The following is a 19,754-nucleotide window of genomic DNA, read 5'->3' on the forward strand; positions in this document are numbered from 1 at the left end:
TCCAGGGCGGCTTTTCATTTTATTGTCTATCTCCCGTACTGGTAATTTTTCCTGTGTATGAGATGGTAAAGGTGGTGCGGGTTTGTTGTTCAGGCTTATTACTTCCTTCTGCCACAAGGTTTTTTTCTACGACTTCAATAGTGGAATCATTGACAAATTCATACTCACAGCTATTACCACCATAATCGCCATCCGCATCTGTATTGAACCCAAGGATATCGTTGTCCAGCAGCGTGTAGGTTGCGCTGTCCAATGTATACATTTTGTAAGAGCCATAGTCAAAATCTATGATCATTACATACATATTGCCCAGGCGCCTGAGCTCATGTCCTGCCTGTCTCTTATGTACACCAGTGGTATCCTGTTTGAGCCAATGGAATTGCTGGCTGTTGGTAAGTTCCATATTTGCAGCAACACTGTCTCTGAAATTGGAAAGTACCAAAGGCTTTTCTATGTTTGGTTTGTGGTTCGTAACAATTTGTGCTGGCGCTGTATCAGCAGGGATGGTAGCTGTAGACTGCTGTCCTTGCTGGTGGCAGGCTGCCAGCAGGAATAATAATGGATAAAGTTTATTTAATTTCATAGGAGTATGTCTGGTTTTACGAATTCAGCATTCATATACAGCGATCAATTGTGTCCTGAATTTTTCGGACATAAATTTATAATATTTCCTTAAACCGGCCCCGTTGATTATTAATTATCTTTGTGACATGAAATATAGTACACCGGTTCAGAAGAGAGATCAGCCAGACGATTCTTATAAATTTCAGCCATTGCCAGCCCCAACAGGGCCCTTCCCTTACCACCTGGACATTGCGCAGGTGATCCCCGGGATCGGTTCTCAGAAAATGACTTTCCATCTCGTTGGTGACACAGGAAGCCTCAGGAGCATTGATTTTCAGCGGAAAGTGATAACTGCCATGGAGGCGCAATTTGCACAGGACAATCCTCCACAATTTCTTTTTCACTTGGGCGATGTGGTGTACAACCATGGTGAAGCCAGCCAATACTACAGACAGTTCTTTGGACCTTTCCAACACTATCCCGCACCAATATTTGCTATAGCAGGTAATCATGACAGTGATGTGAACCCGGCAGCGGCACCTTATCACAGCCTGGAACCATTTGTGAAAGTATTTTGTGATACTACACCGCAAACAGTTTCTTTTAGCAATGGAGCGTCCAGGAAAAGTATGATCCAGCCCAATGTCTACTGGACACTCAAAACACCGCTGGCGAATATAATCGGGATGCATAGTAACGTACCAAAATTTGGTATTGTTACCCCCGATCAACAGGAATGGCTGAAAAGCGAATTACGCAGGGCAAATGCGGAGCGACCGGATAAAGCCCTCATCCTTTGTATTCATCATGCACCCTATTCCGCTGATATAAATCATGGTGCCAGTATCCCGATGATTACCCTGCTGGAAAGCATTTTTGCGGAAACAGGTGTAAGACCGGATATCGTCTTCAGCGGGCATGTACACAATTACCAGCGACTGGTGAAAAAATATGATAGCGGGCGTTCAGTATGCTACGTGGTAGCTGGTGGCGGAGGATATGATGAGTTACACCCCATAGCAGACTTGTCTGATCCGCGATTTACTAATGAACTGCCCCTCTTTGAGGGTGTTTCACTGGAGAATTACTGTTATTATCAGCATGGGTTCCTGCGCTTCAGTATTGAAAAGAATGGGGCGCAATTAGTGATGACGGGGGATTATTATTCAGTGGCAGATGATGGCCTGGTGACTCATGAAGATCATTTCGAAATAAAGCTTTGACCTGGGGGCCAAAGCTTTATTTATGAGTAGTTAATTTCTGAAGGGAGATGCGGGTAATCCTTCCTGGTTATACAAATTCACCACAGGTACATTGCTCCAGCCATATCGTACCTTGGCAGGATGCGGCACATGCACACTGCTCAGCGTTATTTTATTCCCCCTGATCACACCCTCAGCGGGATAAAAGCCCTCCCCGTTACTTATTTCAAACCCTGTCAGCTTCCCTCCTTTTGCCAGCAATCCTTTGCCAGTATGAGAAAAAGTGACGGTGATCTGATCTTTTCCCGGGCTGGCATACTGGAACATCGGGCCACTATATTCACCTTTCACACCATAAGCCAGTCCTGCCGCTGCAATTGCCAACCTTTCTCCCACCGGTTGTTTATGCGTCGGATGAATGTCCGCAGAATCACCGCAATCAGTGGTCACAATCAAAGCCGTTTTTTTGACCTTTTTAACCACCAAAAACTGCGCTTCCCTGATCTCAGGACTCATATCCTTGTGCGGGGCTATCTGAACGATTAAAAAGGGCATTTCCGGCCGTTTAAAATCTTCCCGCCAGTTAGCAATCAGGGTAGGCAGCACTTCCTGGTATTCTGTAGCCCGGCTATTATTAGACTCTCCCTGGTACCAGGCCACACCTTTGATGGCATAGGGCAGCAAGGGGGCGATCATACCATTATACAAGCCACTGATACACTGCCCCTGGGGCTTCCAACCCGGCCCGGACATAGTTTTGGTATAATTCTGAATCATGTCTTTCAGCTTTGGATTGCGTTCCAGCGCTGCGAGGCTGGTCCAGTCTTCGGCTGGAGTACCCCCAAAAGCAGAAAAGATAATGCCTACCGGCACCTGCAGCTTTGCATAGAGGTTCCTGGCAAAGAAGTAACCCACCGCGGTGAAATCACTCACCGTCTGCGGACTACAAACCGTCCAGTGATTATTGACATCGGCAATCGTTTCTTTTGAATATTTCAGGGGCACATAATACTCCCTGATCAGGGGATAATTCGCGGCATCCCGCTCCTGCTCCCAGTTGTAAATGGGCTGCTGTGGAGGCCGCGGCCCCAGCTGGCGCTCCATATTCGACTGACCACTGCAGAGCCATACTTCGCCCACCAGCACATCCTGGATACGCACAGTATCGGTGCCGGAGAAAATCTTCATTTCTGTGCCTTTCGAAACATAAGGCATAGGTTGTAAACTCAACATCCATTTGCCCTGTACCGTCTTTGCGGATACTGACTGCCCCTGGTATTGTACCGTCACGAGCGCACCCTCATCTGCCGTGCCCCATACAGGAACGGCCACTCCTTTCTGCAATACCATGTGATCACTAAACAGGCTAACGGGTTTTAAGGTAGCATAGGCATTTGAAAAGCAGGCTACAAACACGAGTGGAATTACTAAAGACCTAAACATTGTAAATTCATTTAGACCCGGAAAATATATAATTTGCGCTCATGTACGAAGTTTTTCTCAGCAAAATCAATGAAAAAGTGTCCCTCACCAGGCAGGAAGAAGCAGAAATAGTAGCACATCTGACCCATAAAACCCTGCGTAAACGCCAGTTTTTCCTGCAGGAAGGAGACATTTGCCGCTACATTGCCCTGGTTGAGAAAGGTGCGCTCAGGACCTATGTAACTGATATGGAAGGTCATGAGCACATTACCGCCTTTGCACTGGAAGGATGGTCGCTGGGAGACCTGTGCAGCTTTCTCAGAGAAGAACCTGCTACGCAGAATATTGAAGCCCTGGAAGATTGTGAACTATGCCTGATCAGCAAACCCGCTTATGAAACCCTGCTACAGAAAATACCCAAGTATGAAACATACAACCGTATACTCATCACCGAGGCTTATATTGCCTTGCAAAAGAGAACACGGGATATGATCAGCCTATCGCCGGATGAACAATACAAGGCATTTGTGAATGTTTACCCGAATATCGTCTTACGGGTGCCACAGCATATGATCGCTTCCTATATGGGCCTGAGTCCCGAAACCCTTAGCCGGATCAAAAGCAGGATCTCACAGCATAAATAACCCGCCTTCTCCCCCCCGCTCAATTTCTTGATTCAAATCATTGGGACCTACCTGTAACATGTGGTAATTTTGTATCACATGAAACGCAATCAATTCATTAAATCGATAATAACAGGAGTATTTGGTATGACAACGCTATCAGCATTCAGAAACTTCACAGATTCCTTACAGGAAGACGATCACCTGATGCCCGTATTATTCATCGGGCATGGTTCACCCATGAACGGAATTGAAGACACTGAATTTAGCAGACGATGGACACAGATGGGCCAGGAAATCCCGACTCCCAAAGCTGTATTGGTGATCTCCGCACACTGGTATACCCAGGGCACTAAGATCACAGCCATGGAGCATCCTAAAACCATCCATGACTTCGGCGGGTTCCCGAAGGAGCTATTTGCCGTACAGTATCCAGCACCCGGTAGTCCGGATCTGGCCAGGGAAACAGCTTCCCTGATCCACGCTTCCCTCGACCACGACTGGGGACTGGATCACGGCACCTGGACAGTGGTAAGACATATGTATCCAAAGGCAAACATCCCCGTGCTGCAATTAAGTATTGACTATTCAAAAGGACCACAGTATCACTATGACCTGGCAAAGGAGCTGTATGCACTGCGCAGAAAAGGAGTATTGATCATCGGTAGCGGTAACCTGGTGCACAACCTGAGAATGGTGGCATGGGATCGCCTGGATGACAAGGAATATGGATATGACTGGGCCCTGGACATCAACAACCAGTTCAAACACCTCATCAGCAGCCGCGAACATAAGCCGCTGATCAACTATACGCAGCTGGGTAAGGGTGCCCTGCTGGCGATTCCGACTCCGGATCACTACCTCCCCTTGATGTATACATTGGGACTGCAATCCAACAAGGACAACATTTCATTCTTTAACGATAAGGCGGTAGGTGGGTCCCTGACTATGACCTCCGTAAAATTCGGTTAATATGCCTTTGCATTACTTGCTGATTGCCCTTTTACCATTTTTAAAACAAGTGAACAGTATGGAATATTTGATTCATGAGCCGGGCATAAAGACGGAAAAGAAAAAAGCCTTAATTCTTTTGCATGGTGTAGGCAGTAATGAGCAGGACCTCTTTAGCCTGGTAGATTACCTGCCGAAGGAATATTATATTATTTGTCCGCAGGGACATTTTCCCCTGGGTGGCGGCAGGTATGCCTGGTATAATGTAGATTTCTCTACCGGCAAACCAGTCTACAACGTACAGCAGGAAAAAGAGAGCAGGGAACTGATCAGGCAGTTTGTAGGAGAAATGAAAGCTAAGTACCATTTGGATGAAGTGTATCTGGGTGGATTCAGCCAGGGAGGAATCATGAGTTATACTGTGGGATTAAGTGACCCGAAACTGGTGAAGGGGATTATTATTTTGAGTAGCAGGATCCTGGAAGAAGTGAAACCCCTGATGGTGAAACAGGCCCCGGAATTACAGGTCTTTGTGTCGCATGGTAAGCAGGATGGAACCCTGGGCATACATTATGCAAAAGAGGCGAAGAGTTTCCTGGAAGGCATGCAGGTGCAGCTCAGCTACCACGAATATAATATGGGGCACCAGATCAATCAGCAGGTATTAGCGGATTTGAATAGCTGGTTGGCGGCTCAAAAGTAGGATTTGGACTTCTGGTTTTTTTTTTGTCACTTAGAGAGATAGAACGCTCAAAGTGACCATTTCAAAAATACGCCTATCCGCCCATTTTATGGTGCTGCTAGGGCTGGTTGTATTTACCTTCCTGCCCTTCTATACCCTTTCACATACATTTCCCATCGAGGTCTGGCTGAAACAGCTCTCTTTGTTCCTCTATTGGACAGGTGCCTATTTCCTGGTAATAAAGGTTTTGCTACCTAAATTATTGTACCGGAATAAAGGTACCTTGTTTGCTTTATCACTACTCCTTGTATTATTCGGGGCTTCCGTATTGAACAATCGTATTGACAATGCGATCCGTTTTACAGAAGTAGTAGAAAAAAACCTCCCTGCCAGTCATGCCGGCAATACCTCTCCTACCGGCGATATGGGGGCTGTGTTGATGACGATCCTGGTCTGCGGCATCGGTGTGATCATCGTGATTACACAAAAGATCCAGCAGGATCAGTTGCAAAAAATCGGTACTGAACTGGCCTACCTGAAAACCCAGATTAACCCGCACTTCTTTTTTAATGTCTTACATACAATTTATGGATTGACGGACCAGGATACCGCTAAAGCAAAGGATTCCATCTACACCCTCTCGCATATGATGCGCTATGTATTATATCATGGTGAGAAAACCACGCTATCGCAGGAATTGCAGTTTGTAGAGAGCTATAATAAACTGATGCGCTTGCGGGTGCCTGCCGATGTGCAGATTATCTTTGAAAAACCCACCTTCATTGACGATGTGCCTATAGCACCAATGATTATTCTTCCATTTATTGAAAATGCCTATAAACATGGCATCAGTAGCCTGTACCCCAGCTTTATCTACATGAATGTAACCCAGGCAGCCGATGTAATTGAAATAGAAGTCCGGAATTCCTCCTTTGGAGATAAGCCCGGGGAACTGGAAGATAGCAATGGAATAGGGCTTGCCAATACGCGCCGCCGGCTGAATCTGTTATATCCGGGGAGGCATACCTTGATTGTAGACGACAATAAGACCAATAAAGAATTCAGCATACACCTAAAACTGTCCATCGCATGATCCTGAAATGCATCGCTGTAGATGATGAACCGGTAGCACTGGAAATGATTACACAATATATCAGTATGACACCTTCACTGCAACTCATAGCCAGTTGTCGAAGTGCGGTGGAAGCCTTGCGGATCCTGCATGCACAACCTGATATTCAACTGATCTTCCTGGATATCCGCATGGCAGATCTGAGTGGGATGGAGATGGCGAAGATCATTGCCCAATCAGCACAAAGGCAGAGTACCCGGGTCATCTTTACCACCGCCTTTGATCAGTATGCATTAGAAAGCTATAAAGTAGCCGCACTGGAGTACCTGGTGAAGCCATTTAACTTTACAGACTTCTCTGTTGCAGTGACAAAGGCCCTGGAGTATTTTGGGATGAGTGTACCTGCTGCCTCCCCGGAAACCAGCCCCGAAAAACAACATATTTATTTTAAAGTAGAATACCAGCTGGTGAAAGTATTACTGGAGGATATCCTTTACATCGAAGGCCTGAAAGACTACGTAAAGGTGTACCTGGATAATGAAGACAAGCAGCTGATGACGCTGACCAGCCTGAAAGCATTGGAAGACAAACTCCCTCCTGCCCGCTTCCTGCGCCTGCACCGCTCCTACATCATCAACCTGAACAAAGTAAAGGCCACCACCAAAACCTCCATACAAATTAATCAACTGACCATACCTATTACGGATCAGTATAAGGGGGTATTCCAGGATTTCCTGAGTAAGTGGGTCTAGCTGCTGTCGATTTTTAAGCCCCTGCCATCGGTTCCTGACCTCGTCGTATCGAAGCTGCTTTTTTAGACGATTGCTCCTTACTTTCTTTGGAGCATGATCAGATATGCTATCCTTATATTTTGTTTACTGATTGATTTAGCGACGACGGCACAGGTCAGATGGGACCTGGCTACCTGTATCGCATTTGCCAAAAAGAATAATATCCAGGTCAATACCCAGCGCTATAATCAACAAACTGCCATGCAGAATTATTCCCTCTCCAGATCGGCACAATTACCCAGTGTATCCGGCTCAGCTTCACAGTATTTTCAAAAGGATCTTAGAATAGGTTCCTATATCTTCAATGCGGGGTTTACCCTCTACCAGGGAGGCTACCTCCGGAAAGACAAGAGACAAAAACAACTGGCACTGGAAGCCGCGAATCAAAGTGTATTGGTCACTGAGAATGATATCACGCTGAATATCATTCAATATTATTTAAATATCCTATTGGATAAAGAGGCGGCCGTCTACCAGCAAAATGTAGTAAATACATCCAAAGCGCAACTGGAACAGGGAGAACAAAAACTGGCTGTAGGCAGTGTGGCCAGGAAGGATGTCACCCAGCTCAGGTCTCAGTTAGCAAATGATGAATACACACTCATCTCCGCTGAAAACACCATCAAACAGGACCTGCTGTCTTTGAAACAATTATTGCAACTCTCTTCCGAAGTACAATTTGATATTGCAACACCTGATACGGTCATCTCGCAAAGGGAAGTTCCTTCGCTGGCCACCGTGCAGGAATATGCATTCAACAATCGCCCGGAAATAAAGGAAAATCAGCTCCAGATCCAGGTAGCACAATTAGGTCTCGCCAAGGCAAAATCTGCATATTATCCTACCCTAAGTCTGAGTGGAACTGTAGGCAGTAGTTATATTAATGATCTCTCGGGATTGGGGAGCGGCTTTTATCAGCAGGCAGGCATTACATTATCAATTCCCATCTACTCTAAAAGACAAAACAAAACCAGTGTAGAAACTGCCAGGATTAATATCGGGCAGGCAATGATCAACCTGAAGGATACAAAGACGACCCTGGCGGCGAATATTGAAAAATACTATCTCAATACCATCAATGCCCAGAGCCAGTTTACTGCCGCCCGGGAGGCCTTTAAATACAACGAAGAGGTCTACAATATTGCCAACCAGGAACTGGCATTAGGTGTATCCAATATGGTTGAATACCTGCAGCAAAAAGAATTGTATGTACAGGCACTGCAACAGTTCATCCAGGCAAAATACAATGCAGCACTGACGATAAAAATTTATGAATTCTATTATAACCAACAATGAAAAAGCCACTTATCATAACAACTATTTTGACAGTAGCGATTGCCTGTACGGCACTGCTTATCAATCATAAACCTGCAAGGGTGGTCCTATCAATAGAAAAAGCTACCTATGGCAGTATCTCGCAATCCGTTACAGCTACAGGCACGATCGCTCCAATGGATACGGTTTCAGTAGGCACCCAGGTATCCGGAATTATCAGCATGATCAATGCTGATTTCAATTCAAGGGTTCATAAAGGCCAGTTATTAGCACAGCTGGATAAATCCTTGTTGCAGGCGACTGTAGACCAGAATATGGCAGCGCTGGCCACACAGCAAAGTACACTGGCCTATAATAAAAGTAACTTTCACAGGCAGGAGATCTTGTACAACACAGGTTCAATCAGTAAAGCTGATTATGATCTTGCATTAAACAACTACAATGCGGCAGTAGCTGGTGTGGCCAATGCAGAGGCGCAATTAAGATCTGCCCGGAAGAACCTCTCTTATGGTGATATTCTCGCCCCAATAGATGGTGTGGTGTTGAGCAGGAACGTGAGCATCGGGCAAACTGTAGCATCCTCATTTACAACGCCTACCTTGTTTGTATTAGCAAAGGACATTAAGCAGATGCAGGTGCAGGCGGACGTGGATGAAGCGGATATAGGAAACATTCAGAAAGGGGAACGGGTATCATTCACAGTCGATGCTCATGTAGATGAAGAGTTCAAAGGCACCATTTCGGATGTAAGATTACAACCCAGGGTGAGTGCAAATGTGGTGACCTATACTACGATCATTTATGCTCCCAATGATGACCTGAAACTGAAACCAGGGATGACCGCGAATATTACCATTTATACAAAGGAAGTGAATAAGACACTCCTGATCAGTTCCAAAGCATTGAACTACTATCCTGACTCACTGACTGCCACACAATATAAACTAAGGTCACAGGTACATAAAGACAAATCCCGCTATGTATGGGTTCAGCGGGGCGATTCCCTGATTGAAACGGCTGTCAGAACAGGCCTGGATGACAATACGCATGTGCAGGTGATTTCGGGTATCAGTACAAAAGATTCAATTATAACCAAGCCATGAAAACAATCTTAGACCTACAGGAAATCAGGCGTGAGTTTCAAATGGGAACAGAAACAGTCAGGGCATTGAAAGGTGTTTCATTCAGGGTACAGGAAGGAGAGTTCGTTACCATCATGGGCAGTAGTGGTTCGGGAAAGACAACCCTGTTGAATACTTTAGGGTGCCTGGATAAACCCAGTTCAGGAAATTACCTGCTGGATGAAGTAACGATTGCTTCATTGAACAGGAATGAACTTGCCAGGCTTAGAAATGAAAAAATAGGCTTTGTGTTTCAGGCATATAATTTACTCCCCCGTACTTCAGCATTGGAGAATGTGGAACTACCCTTGTTTTATAATAAAAAGATCTCTGCTGCTGAAAGAAGGGAAAGAGCAGTAGCAGCATTAGAAGCGGTAAAGCTGGGCAACAGGTTACATCATATGCCCAGTGAATTGTCCGGCGGGCAACAGCAAAGAGTAGCAATAGCCCGTGCACTGGTCAATGAACCGGTGATGATCCTGGCGGACGAAGCAACAGGCAACCTGGATTCGAGAACTTCTTACGAGATCATGTCCCTGATGCAGGAATTGAACCAGCTGCAAAAAAAGACAATTGTATTTGTGACACATGAACCAGATATAGCAGGATTCAGTAGCAGAACGATCGTGTTGCGGGATGGAAAAGTGATGAAGGATACAAGCAATAACCGTATTCAAAATGCAAAGGAAGTACTGGCAGCATTGCCGCTAGCCGAAGACTATTAAATTCACTGATATGCTCAGACTCGCTCTCAAAGCCTTAAAAAGAAATAAACTCCGCTCCCTCCTTACCATGTTGGGTGTGATCATTGGGGTAGCAGCTGTGATCACCATTGGTGCTCTTGGCGAAGCCTCTAAAATCAACATCCATCAATCGCTTTCCTCTCTTGGATCTCACCTGATCATCATTCTTCCCAATAGTGCTGATGCCGGCGGTGCGCGATTACAGGGAGCCAATATAGCGACACTTACGATCAAAGATATAGATGCCATCCAGCAATCATCTACCCTCATCACAGGCATCTCGCCGGATGTACAATCGCGCGGCCAGGCCATTAATGGCTCACTCAACTGGCCTACCAGTATAGAGGGTGTCAATGAACAATTTCTCACTATCAAAAATATGAACATCAGGGAAGGCATTCCTTTTTCAGAGAGGGAGGTGCGTACTTATGCAAAGGTGTGCCTGCTGGGCCAGACGGTTGTAGATAATGTCTTTCCCAAAGGAACGAACCCTGTAGGCAAAACCATTCGTTTTAATAAAATACCTTTTAAAGTAATCGGCATCCTTGCAAAAAAAGGACAGAATACCTTTGGGCAGGACCAGGATGATGTGATCATTGCACCGTATACCACAGTCCAAAAAAGAATTACAGCTACCAACTATTTCGGTAGCATCTTCACCTCTGCAAAGTCAGAAGCCCTCTCCTTTCCCGCAGCAGCGGAGTTGTCTGATATACTCAGAACAGCACACCGCCTGGGCAAGCATGCAGAGAATGACTTTGTGATCAGGACACAGGCTGAACTGATTCAAACAGTTGGCAATGTGACCGGTCTACTGACTATCCTCCTAACCGCAATTGCAGGTATTTCACTGCTGATAGGCGGTATCGGGATCATGAATATCATGTACGTGTCAGTAACAGAACGCACCAGGGAAATCGGTCTCCGCATGAGTATTGGTGCCAGGGGTATTGATATTCTCCAGCAATTTCTGACTGAGGCTATTTTGATTAGCCTGGCTGGTGGCATGATCGGAATTCTCTTAGGCGAAGGCATCTCCTTACTCGCCGTACATCTTTTAGGATGGCCGCCGGTGATCAATCAAACATCAATATTATTATCATTTACGGTCTGTTCTTTTATCGGTGTTTTCTTTGGTTACTACCCCGCTCAAAAAGCATCGCGCCTGGACCCGATCGAAGCCTTACGGTATGAATAAAAAGAGCTTGTATCAAAAGTAAAATCCCCGGCATTTAATTCGGGTACCTGAGGGAGAGAATTTTTTGTTTAGAAATTCTCAATGCCTTCAGATTACTTTTGATACAACCTCTTCTTTTATTTTCTGATTGAGAGGGTAAATATTGATACAGGCAAGCAATTACGCCGCCAATCCTCTCCCACTGGCATTCATATTCACCGGCGGATTTTGCATTCTGATCAAACGGATCGCAAAACCAACGCCTACCACAGCCATGCAAGCTCCTACTACCACGGGATAAGTAAATCCATATCCCATTACTATTGGTAAACCACCCAGGAAAGCCCCGAGAGAGTTCCCGATATTAAATGCAGCCTGTATCAGTGCTGCTCCCAGCATCTCTGAATCGCCGGAAGTATTGATCATCAGGATCTGTATAGGTGCAGCAATCATCATAGACAATGCGCCTGTCAGGAAAGTCAGGAATAAGGAAATAAATTGAATACCGGAGAAATAATGAATTGACAGCAGGGTTAGCGCCATACAAAGAAGGAGACAGGCACAGGTATATACAGGCTGAAAACGATCAGCAAGCCTACCGCCGACCAGGTTACCTACGATCATACCCAAACCGGCCAGGACCATGATCCAGGACACGCTATCCTGTGAGAAATGCGATACATCTGTCATCAATGGGGAGATGTAACTGATCCAGGCGAACATACCACCCGTACCAACGGCGGTAATTGCGATCACCAGCCAGGCCTGTGGGTTCTTTAAGACTTCCAGTTCTTTCTTCACATCCGCATTTTCATTGGCAGGCAATGCAGGCAACCATAATTCAAGTGCGAGCAGGGTGATTAAACCGATTACAGCCACCAGTCCAAAAGTATACCTCCACAACAAATGGTGGCCTATCCAGGTACCGATGGGTACCATCACAAGGTTGGCAATAGTAAGTCCGGAAAACATCACGGCAATAGCCTGGGCTTGTTTCCCTTTGTCTGCCAGTCTGCTGGCGACAACAGAACCTACGCCGAAAAATGCACCGTGCGGCAGACCTGCGAAGAACCTTGCCATGAGCAGGGTGACAGGCCCGGGTGAAAATGCAGATAAGGCATTGAACACAGTGAAAATCAGCATTAAAAAAAGTAAGATCTTCTTAGGAGGATGCTTTACACTCATCATGACGAGCAGGGGAGCACCTACTACTACGCCGAGTGCATAGGCAGAAATAAGGTGGCCAGCCTCAGGGATAGTAATGTGCAGGTTACCGGCAATATCCTGCAAAAGGCCCATCATTACAAATTCAGTTGTTCCTATTCCTAATCCGCCCAAAAGCAGGGGCATTAAACTCTTTTTCATATGGTTGGCTACGATGTACGACGATGAGGGCGCAAAATTAGCAGATTTTTGGGGAGGGAGGTATAAATTTTATTTATGAGGGTATTCTTAATTATTCAAGACAGAAGTAATCCACATCCAGTTTATCACTAAGAATACCACACAAAAAACTGCACTCAACATAATCAGCCTGGCTAATTTATCGCCTGGTTCCACCATTGCAGTAGTTGGATCATCTTTCAGGTAGCGGACATTCACAATCTTCCCTATCTCAGGTTTACTTATTCCAGGTCTGTCAGCCGGAAAAATATGCCGCCCATTATGTGCCTGGAATTCAATGACCGGGTCATACATTAAATCATTATCCTGGTTTTCTGATTCGACCATAGCAATGATCACTCCTTCGCAACGTTCTCCATTTGAATGTATTGAATAAAGGTACCTGGCCCTGTTTAATGCCTGTAACAGGAACATCATAAAACAGAAATCAGCTAATAGCAACATTATTAATGAGAGCATTACTTAACCGGATTTTAATAAGAATAAAGGTAGAATCAGCGCTTCATTCCTACATACTACTTATGTGTCATTATTAGTGTTATCCGATAGCTTAACATTATTTAACTATCCACCCTGGCCAATTGGCACGATACTGGCCTTATAGCTATCGTTATTCAACAATAAAAATTAAAGTTATGAAAGCAAAAATAGTTTTAATCGTGATGGTTCTTTTTACTGGTGTTACAATGCAGGTATCTGCACAATATGGACACAGGGACAGGGGCAGAGACAGAGAGAGGGTTGTGGTAGTTAAGGAAGTTCCCGGACATCATAGAGTAGTGGCTTACCAGGGAGTGACTTATCATTATGCAGATGGCAGGTATTACCGCCCTGTAAATGGCGGATATGAAAGATTATCTGCACCACCTGCAGGCATTACTGTAAATTTTGTACCAAATGGTTATAAAATACGTATGCACAAAGGCGTTAGATATTATTACAGAGGGGATGTGTGCTATAGGGAAGTAAGACCTCATGCTTATGTTGTGACTACAAGACCCTGGTAATTTTTAAAGAGGTTGTATCAAAAGTAATTTGAAGGCATTGAGAATTTCATAAATAAAAATTCTCTCCCTCAGGTACCCGGATAAAATTCCGGATTTTACCTTTGATACAACCTCTTTATTTTTTCTATTCCAGCAGTTCCCAAAATGCACCTATGCATTTAGGACGATGAATTAATCGCTACCTTTGCAATATGACATTCAAGGATTATAGTGATTACTTTGAGCTTATTCTCAGCAGGAAAGATGAGGAGCAACCAGCACCATACGACAATCCTCACTACCTGGACTACACTAAACTGAACTCGACCAGGATGAACCGTTGGTTCAAAACCGGTAATCTTACGCCTGAATTTACCGCTGCTATTCAGCAAATCGATACTTTCCAACACTGGATCATTATTACAGAACCATGGTGTGGAGATGCAGCACATAGCATTCCATTCCTGGAAATGGCGGGTCGACTGAACCCCCTCATAAAAGTGACTTATGAACTGCGGGACAGCGAGCCATTCAGGATTGAACAATATCTGACAAACAAAGGAAAGTCTATTCCAAAACTGATTATCCGGAATGCGGATAATTACGACCTGGCCACCTGGGGTCCCAGACCAAAGGATTGCCAGGCCCTCTATACCAGGCTGACTGCTGAGAAGGCGGATTTTGATCTCGTGAAGACGGAGATTCAGAAATGGTATAACGCAAATAAAGGGAAAGACCTGCAGGAAGAAATGACCGTATTGCTGCAGGGGATCCGGGGATAGAAGCCTTACAATCGAAGTACAGGCCTACATACGACCACTTATTAACCTTGTCATTTTGAGCCTGTAATCCCTTAGCGACCTGGAGCAGCACTGGACTACCTGATTTTATCACTTTTGGCCTACCATACTAATCCAGCATCTCCTTACATTTGCGTATGCCAAAAAACATTATCAGTATCCAAAGCCAGGTAGCCAGTGGCTACGTAGGCAATAACATTGCAGGGTTTGCCATCCAGCTGCATGGCATCGACCTTACCTTACTGCCTACCGTTTTCCTGTCCGCCCATACCGGGCACCCGGTTATCTTCGGAGAAGCCACCTCCCCTTCTTTATTATCCGACCTGGTGAAGGGTATCGGCGCTATCAATATCCCTGCAGATGCAGATTACCTCATCAGCGGTTTCTGCAACCTGCCCGAAAATATAGACATTATTGCTAATGCTGTCATCCAGTACCCTCACCTGAAATTCGTATACGATCCGGTATTTGGCGACTTTCACTGCGGTGGTCTCTATTTCGAAGAAGAAATAGCCAATTATTCCGTCAATAAACTCTTACCATACGCTCACATTCTTACCCCCAATCACTGGGAACTTGAATTTATCCTGAAGAAGCAATTTAAAACACTGGATGAATTAAAAACGGCTTTAGCGGGGCATGCCCTCCTGAAAGACAAGACAATCATTCTCACCAGCGCAAATCTGGCCGATACACCACCTGATGTCATGGAAGTAGTATTGATCCAGGGCGAACATATTGCGCGCTTCCACGGGCCTAAAATCCCCTTGGAAACCACCGGCACCGGCGACCTCTTCACGGCGATCATCACATCTCAGCTCACACTGAAGAAAAGCCTCGACGACGCCATCCGGATAGCTATGGATTTCATTAACCATACACTTTCTTACGTGCAGTCTGTCAATGAAAAAGAATTGAGCGCAGCCGCCCTCATGAAACACCTGCACCTCTTAAGATAAATACTATGCTCATACACTTTATTGTTCATGAGGCCTACGAAGCGCCTCGTGCATAGCTTCTTTGGCCAGGGCCAGGAATTACAAAGTGAGTTTGATGGATAGATTTACACCGGTGGTACTGACCTTGGTCATTGCCAACAGCCATGAAGAAGAGATCAGCAACCCGGATGCTTCTTTTACTGAGATGAAGGTGAAGCTCTTTACTTTTTGCGATAAACTCATAGCCGCTTATGAAAGCAACGATTATCAGTAATATTCAAGCCGTTCGCCAACGGATCAAAGCCGCCTGCAACCTTGCAGGCCGCGACGTACAGGACGTACAGCTCCTGCTGGCCACTAAAACAGTGCCTCCTGAGAAAATACGAATCGCCATCGAAGCCGGCGAAACCCTGATCGGAGAAAACAAAGTCCAGGAGTTCCGCGACAAGCAGGAGGCCCTGCAGGACCTGCACATTGAACGTCATTTTATCGGACATTTGCAAACCAATAAGGTCAAAGATGTTCTAAAATATGTAAGTTGCATCCAATCGCTGGACCGCATAGTCCTTGCGCAGGAACTGGACAAGCGCCTGCAAAGCGAAGGCAGAAGTCTCGATGTCTTCATACAGGTCAATACCTCTTATGAAGAAAGCAAATTCGGCGTAGCACCCGAAGCCGTCGAAACGCTGATCAAAAATGTTCAGTCTTACGGCACAATGCATATTAAAGGCTTAATGACGATTGGCTTGCTGGATGTAGAAGTGGAGAAAATGCGACCTTCTTTAAGGTTACTCAGAGAGATCAGAGAACGTTTGGGAATGCCGCAGCTACAACTTTCCATGGGCATGTCACAGGACCTGGAACCCGCCATTGCTGAAGGATCCAACATTGTACGTGTAGGTACCTCCATCTTCGGCAATCGCTTCTTAGGCAAAGAAATCTGGAATGAAAACGAAAATATATCATGAGTGTATACGACCTTACCATACAGGAAACGGTAAATGTTGATTTTGAAGAAATCTTCTTTACACCTGAAAACAAAGCTGCCCTCAGCCAGGTGATCAAAGAGTACAAATACCTCGATGAGCTAAAGAAATATGGCTTACAGATCGACAACAAGATCCTTTTACATGGGCAGTCCGGCTGTGGCAAAACGACTACTGCCAAGGCAATTGCCACTGCCCTGAATAAAAGGATTACTATCGTCAACCTGAGTAATCTCGTATCTGCCCGTATCGGTGAAACGTCTAAGAACCTGAAGTCCCTATTTGATCTGTCAGCCAGGCAAAAGTCTGTACTCTTCCTCGATGAGTTTGACCTGATGGGTAAGACAAGGGATAATAATGAGGACAATGATGTGGGCGAAATGCGCAGGCTTGTCAATTCTCTTATCCAGGAAATAGACTATCTGCCGGGAGAGTGCTTGCTGATCTGTGCAACCAATCATTATGAAATGATCGATCCGGCCATCTTGCGGCGATTCCAGTTAAAGATTAAGTATGATTTACCTTCTGAGGCGGACCTGGACGGGTATTATGACAGGATGCTGTCGCCGTTTCCGGCGCATTTGCAGGACCTGGACAGAAAGTATGGGATTTCTTATGCAGAGGTAAAGGATTATATCCATACGACTATGAAGAAGCGGATTATTGCTGAACTGGAGGCGAAGAGCTATGTTGCCGGTAATTAAATATGTAGCCTTTAAAGCAAAGCCCTGGGTATTTATTATCATCTCATCGCAACCTTGAGACTACTTCCTGTAATGTAGGGCATCTTTAAATTTATCATCACCCAATGCTACGTCCCTGGAGAATAGAAATACAACTGGATCCGCAATCGGAAAAAGCGATTTACCTGCAAATCGCCGATGTGATCATTCAGGATATTCAGACCGGCCGCTTAAAAGCCGGCGATGCGCTGCCCGGTAGCCGTCAGCTGGCAGCGGACCTCAGCGTAAACAGGAACACCGTGGTAGATGCCCTGAATGTACTGATCAATGAAGGCTGGATCGAAGCGAAGCCCCGCAAAGGCGCTTTTGTGGCAGACGTACTTCCCACCACACAAGCGCATACCCATGGTGGCAAACAAACCATCAGCCAACCAGCATTCAAAAATCACATTCACCTGTATTTCGACGATGGTTTTCCTGATAGCAAGATAGCGCCCATGACAGAACTGGCCCGCGCCTACAGAAAGATCTTTAATCAGAAAGCCCGTTGGCAGCTAATGGGCTATAACAGTGAACTGGGCGATGAAGCATTCAGGAAAGTAGTAGCCCAGATGCTGAACCATCAACGCGGGATGCAGGTCACTGCCAATGATATCTGCATCACGAGAGGCAGCCAGATGGCCACTTACCTGGCTGCACATTGTTTACTGGAAGCTGGAGATAAAGTGATTGTAGAAAGTCCGGGCTACCGACCTGCCTGGAAAGCACTTGAGAATGCAGGAGCACAACTGATTCCCATCGCTGTTGATGAAGAAGGGATCGTTATCGAAGAGGTCATTGCCTGCCTGCAATCGCAGGGGCAAATAAAGGCCATGTTTATCACTCCACATCACCAATATCCGACTACCGTAACTTTGAGTCTGCAACGCAGACAGGCAATCATCCGGCTCTCCAATGAATATGGGTTTACCATCGTGGAAGATGATTATGACAATGAATTTCACTTTGGATACCGGCCGGTACTCCCATTGGCCAGCTTTCCGGAGTTAAGAAACTATGTGTACATCGGTACCATGAGCAAGGTGGTTGCGCCCGCATTGCGCATTGGTTACCTGGTGTCGAATGACCCTGCTTTTATGCAAAAAGTAGCAGGCCTGCGCAAGATTATTGATGTGCAGGGAGATGCAATGATGGAACAGGCTGTACTTGAACTGATCAATGATGGTACTATCAAGAAACATATTCGCAAGGCTACACTCTTTTATAAAAACAAGCGGGATAAAACCCTGCAACTGCTGGAAAAATACCTGAAAGGGAAAGCGGATTATGAAGTACCTGAAGGCGGACTGGCATTCTGGATTGAACCTGTCGCTAAAATAAACTGGCCCAGGGTAGCAGATGAGCTTTTGGCGAAAGGTATTAAAATAAATACGCCGGATAATTATAGCGATGATCCCCGGCTGAACGGGTTTAGGTTCGGGTACGGAGCACTATCCGAAGCACAGCTGGAAGAAGGGATCAGGGCTTTGGCAGCGTACCTGCCCGGTAAGGATAAAACATAGTATCCACGCTTTTAACACATAAAACAACCGCTGACCCATTCGATGGCATCGCTTACTTAGCAGGTAGTTTACTTTACTACTACCTACATCAGCATTTAAGGCTGATATGACTCCTGACAGTATCTTTTTACCGGGCTGGCATCGCTATTTCTTACCCGGCCTGATATTCAGGTATGCCTCCTTATAATCCTCCCCGGGAGAATATACAATTACTGCTATCACCTCTTTCTTAGCATTCGTTTCAAATGCAATCCCATGCCCTGCATCCCACACCGTACACTCCCCACCATCCGCCTTATATGTGCTTACTTTCTTCAGCTCATATTTCGCATTCAGCTCCTCCAACGCAGACCCGACATGCAGACTATCTTTCGTTTTAAATGCCGGGGATGTCACCCTGATCTGCTTTACCTTCGCCGCCGGATGCTCCCCTTCCGTATCACGGGCAGATAATATAGACGTTGAATGCCCACCCTTGTAATAGATGGCTACAGACTTCTGCATCGCCGCATCCCCATCATCCGGTTTACCCAGCAATTTGATTACATCATCCATATTTTCATCAATATGGGTATTCCCGATTGCCTTGCCTGGTACCACCAGGTATGCTTCATTTTCTGCAACCGGTTCTGTTGATGGCGATGGCACCGCTACCGGCGCAGGCACAGCAGGGGCTGCAATAGAGGAGTCCTTATCAGCAACTGTACCCCTCTGATTAGACTGGCATGCCGCCAGCAAAAACATGGCTAAAATGATATTCGTTTTCATACTG

The 19,754-nt window shown here is 45.7% G+C and carries 22 protein-coding genes; 17 read left to right on the forward strand and 5 right to left on the reverse strand.

The features are described 5' to 3' along the window. Positions 1-19 precede the first annotated feature (19 nt). On the reverse strand, positions 20-583 hold the full coding sequence (locus tag DXN04_RS28830) for a hypothetical protein (protein ID WP_116856891.1): 564 nt from the start codon (positions 581-583) through the stop codon (positions 20-22). Between the two features lie 127 nt (positions 584-710). On the opposite strand from DXN04_RS28830, the gene DXN04_RS28835 reads away from it, so the two are divergent. Beyond that, positions 711-1,787, forward strand: a complete 1,077-nt coding sequence (locus tag DXN04_RS28835) for a metallophosphoesterase family protein (RefSeq protein WP_116856892.1) — start codon at positions 711-713, stop codon at positions 1,785-1,787. A 30-nt stretch (positions 1,788-1,817) separates the two neighbouring features. Here DXN04_RS28835 and DXN04_RS28840 read toward each other — a convergent pair whose 3' ends face one another. Further along, positions 1,818-3,209 carry a sialate O-acetylesterase gene (locus DXN04_RS28840; RefSeq protein ID WP_116856893.1) on the reverse strand — a complete coding sequence of 464 codons (1,392 nt, stop codon included), beginning with the start codon at positions 3,207-3,209 and terminating at the stop codon, positions 1,818-1,820. Positions 3,210-3,250: 41 nt separating this feature from the next. On the opposite strand from DXN04_RS28840, the gene DXN04_RS28845 reads away from it, so the two are divergent. The 9 genes from DXN04_RS28845 to DXN04_RS28885 all read left to right on the forward strand — a co-directional run bounded on the left by DXN04_RS28845 (position 3,251) and on the right by DXN04_RS28885 (position 11,644). Beyond that, a complete protein-coding gene (locus DXN04_RS28845; RefSeq protein ID WP_116856894.1) occupies positions 3,251-3,832 on the forward strand; it encodes a Crp/Fnr family transcriptional regulator in 582 nt (193 codons plus the stop codon). A 78-nt stretch (positions 3,833-3,910) separates the two neighbouring features. Then, on the forward strand, positions 3,911-4,783 hold the full coding sequence (gene ygiD / locus DXN04_RS28850) for a 4,5-DOPA-extradiol-dioxygenase (RefSeq protein ID WP_233525710.1): 873 nt from the start codon (positions 3,911-3,913) through the stop codon (positions 4,781-4,783). Between the two features lie 58 nt (positions 4,784-4,841). Next, positions 4,842-5,465, forward strand: a complete 624-nt coding sequence (locus tag DXN04_RS28855; protein WP_158569215.1) for an alpha/beta hydrolase — start codon at positions 4,842-4,844, stop codon at positions 5,463-5,465. Positions 5,466-5,553: 88 nt separating this feature from the next. Beyond that, positions 5,554-6,537, forward strand: coding sequence for a sensor histidine kinase (locus DXN04_RS28860; protein ID WP_116856896.1), 984 nt, complete (start codon positions 5,554-5,556; stop codon positions 6,535-6,537). Further along, entirely contained in the window at positions 6,534-7,268 is a 735-nt protein-coding gene (locus tag DXN04_RS28865; RefSeq protein WP_116856897.1) for a LytR/AlgR family response regulator transcription factor, read from the forward strand. The genes DXN04_RS28860 and DXN04_RS28865 overlap by 4 nt, the downstream gene beginning before the upstream one ends. Positions 7,269-7,361: 93 nt before the next feature. Further along, complete coding sequence (locus tag DXN04_RS28870) at positions 7,362-8,603, forward strand: TolC family protein (protein ID WP_116856898.1); 1,242 nt, start codon at positions 7,362-7,364, stop codon at positions 8,601-8,603. Beyond that, complete coding sequence (locus DXN04_RS28875; RefSeq protein ID WP_116856899.1) at positions 8,600-9,685, forward strand: efflux RND transporter periplasmic adaptor subunit; 1,086 nt, start codon at positions 8,600-8,602, stop codon at positions 9,683-9,685. Before DXN04_RS28870 ends, DXN04_RS28875 begins: the two co-directional genes overlap by 4 nt. Next, complete coding sequence (locus DXN04_RS28880; RefSeq protein ID WP_116856900.1) at positions 9,682-10,428, forward strand: ABC transporter ATP-binding protein; 747 nt, start codon at positions 9,682-9,684, stop codon at positions 10,426-10,428. Before DXN04_RS28875 ends, DXN04_RS28880 begins: the two co-directional genes overlap by 4 nt. A 10-nt stretch (positions 10,429-10,438) precedes the next feature. Further along, a complete protein-coding gene (locus tag DXN04_RS28885) occupies positions 10,439-11,644 on the forward strand; it encodes an ABC transporter permease (RefSeq protein ID WP_233525711.1) in 1,206 nt (401 codons plus the stop codon). Positions 11,645-11,803: 159 nt separating this feature from the next. Here the strand turns inward: DXN04_RS28885 and DXN04_RS28890 are convergent, their stop codons facing one another. Together DXN04_RS28890 and DXN04_RS28895 are read right to left on the reverse strand one after the other, a co-directional pair. Then, the gene (locus DXN04_RS28890) at positions 11,804-12,988 is read right to left on the reverse strand and encodes an MFS transporter (RefSeq protein WP_116856902.1); all 1,185 of its coding nucleotides are present in this window, start codon (positions 12,986-12,988) and stop codon (positions 11,804-11,806) included. An 87-nt stretch (positions 12,989-13,075) separates the two neighbouring features. Next, complete coding sequence (locus DXN04_RS28895; protein ID WP_158569217.1) at positions 13,076-13,444, reverse strand: DUF3592 domain-containing protein; 369 nt, start codon at positions 13,442-13,444, stop codon at positions 13,076-13,078. A gap of 218 nt (positions 13,445-13,662) precedes the next feature. Between DXN04_RS28895 and DXN04_RS28900 the strand changes: the two genes are divergently transcribed. The 7 genes from DXN04_RS28900 to pdxR all read left to right on the forward strand — a co-directional run bounded on the left by DXN04_RS28900 (position 13,663) and on the right by pdxR (position 18,982). Continuing rightward, complete coding sequence (locus DXN04_RS28900) at positions 13,663-14,034, forward strand: DUF6515 family protein (RefSeq protein ID WP_147320093.1); 372 nt, start codon at positions 13,663-13,665, stop codon at positions 14,032-14,034. Between the two features lie 191 nt (positions 14,035-14,225). Further along, positions 14,226-14,795, forward strand: a complete 570-nt coding sequence (locus DXN04_RS28905) for a thioredoxin family protein (protein ID WP_116856905.1) — start codon at positions 14,226-14,228, stop codon at positions 14,793-14,795. Positions 14,796-14,950: 155 nt separating this feature from the next. After that, a complete protein-coding gene (locus DXN04_RS28910) occupies positions 14,951-15,772 on the forward strand; it encodes a PfkB family carbohydrate kinase (protein WP_116856906.1) in 822 nt (273 codons plus the stop codon). Between the two features lie 94 nt (positions 15,773-15,866). Continuing rightward, positions 15,867-16,025 (forward strand): hypothetical protein, encoded by a 159-nt coding sequence (locus DXN04_RS34955; RefSeq protein ID WP_158569219.1) that lies wholly within the window; start codon positions 15,867-15,869, stop codon positions 16,023-16,025. Then, on the forward strand, positions 16,003-16,719 hold the full coding sequence (locus DXN04_RS28915; protein ID WP_116856907.1) for a YggS family pyridoxal phosphate-dependent enzyme: 717 nt from the start codon (positions 16,003-16,005) through the stop codon (positions 16,717-16,719). The genes DXN04_RS34955 and DXN04_RS28915 overlap by 23 nt, the downstream gene beginning before the upstream one ends. Beyond that, positions 16,716-17,441: an AAA family ATPase gene (locus DXN04_RS28920; protein WP_116856908.1), complete on the forward strand. Its 726-nt coding sequence runs from the start codon at positions 16,716-16,718 to the stop codon at positions 17,439-17,441. The genes DXN04_RS28915 and DXN04_RS28920 overlap by 4 nt, the downstream gene beginning before the upstream one ends. 104 nt (positions 17,442-17,545) lie before the next feature. Next, entirely contained in the window at positions 17,546-18,982 is a 1,437-nt protein-coding gene (gene pdxR / locus DXN04_RS28925) for a MocR-like pyridoxine biosynthesis transcription factor PdxR (protein WP_116856909.1), read from the forward strand. A gap of 144 nt (positions 18,983-19,126) precedes the next feature. On the opposite strand, the gene DXN04_RS28930 is transcribed toward pdxR, so the two are convergent. Next, entirely contained in the window at positions 19,127-19,750 is a 624-nt protein-coding gene (locus DXN04_RS28930) for a hypothetical protein (protein ID WP_116856910.1), read from the reverse strand. Positions 19,751-19,754: the final 4 nt, after the last annotated feature.

Origin of the sequence: Chitinophaga silvisoli (assembly GCF_003412465.1) — a bacterium.
Taxonomy (GTDB): Bacteria; Bacteroidota; Bacteroidia; order Chitinophagales; family Chitinophagaceae; genus Chitinophaga; species Chitinophaga silvisoli.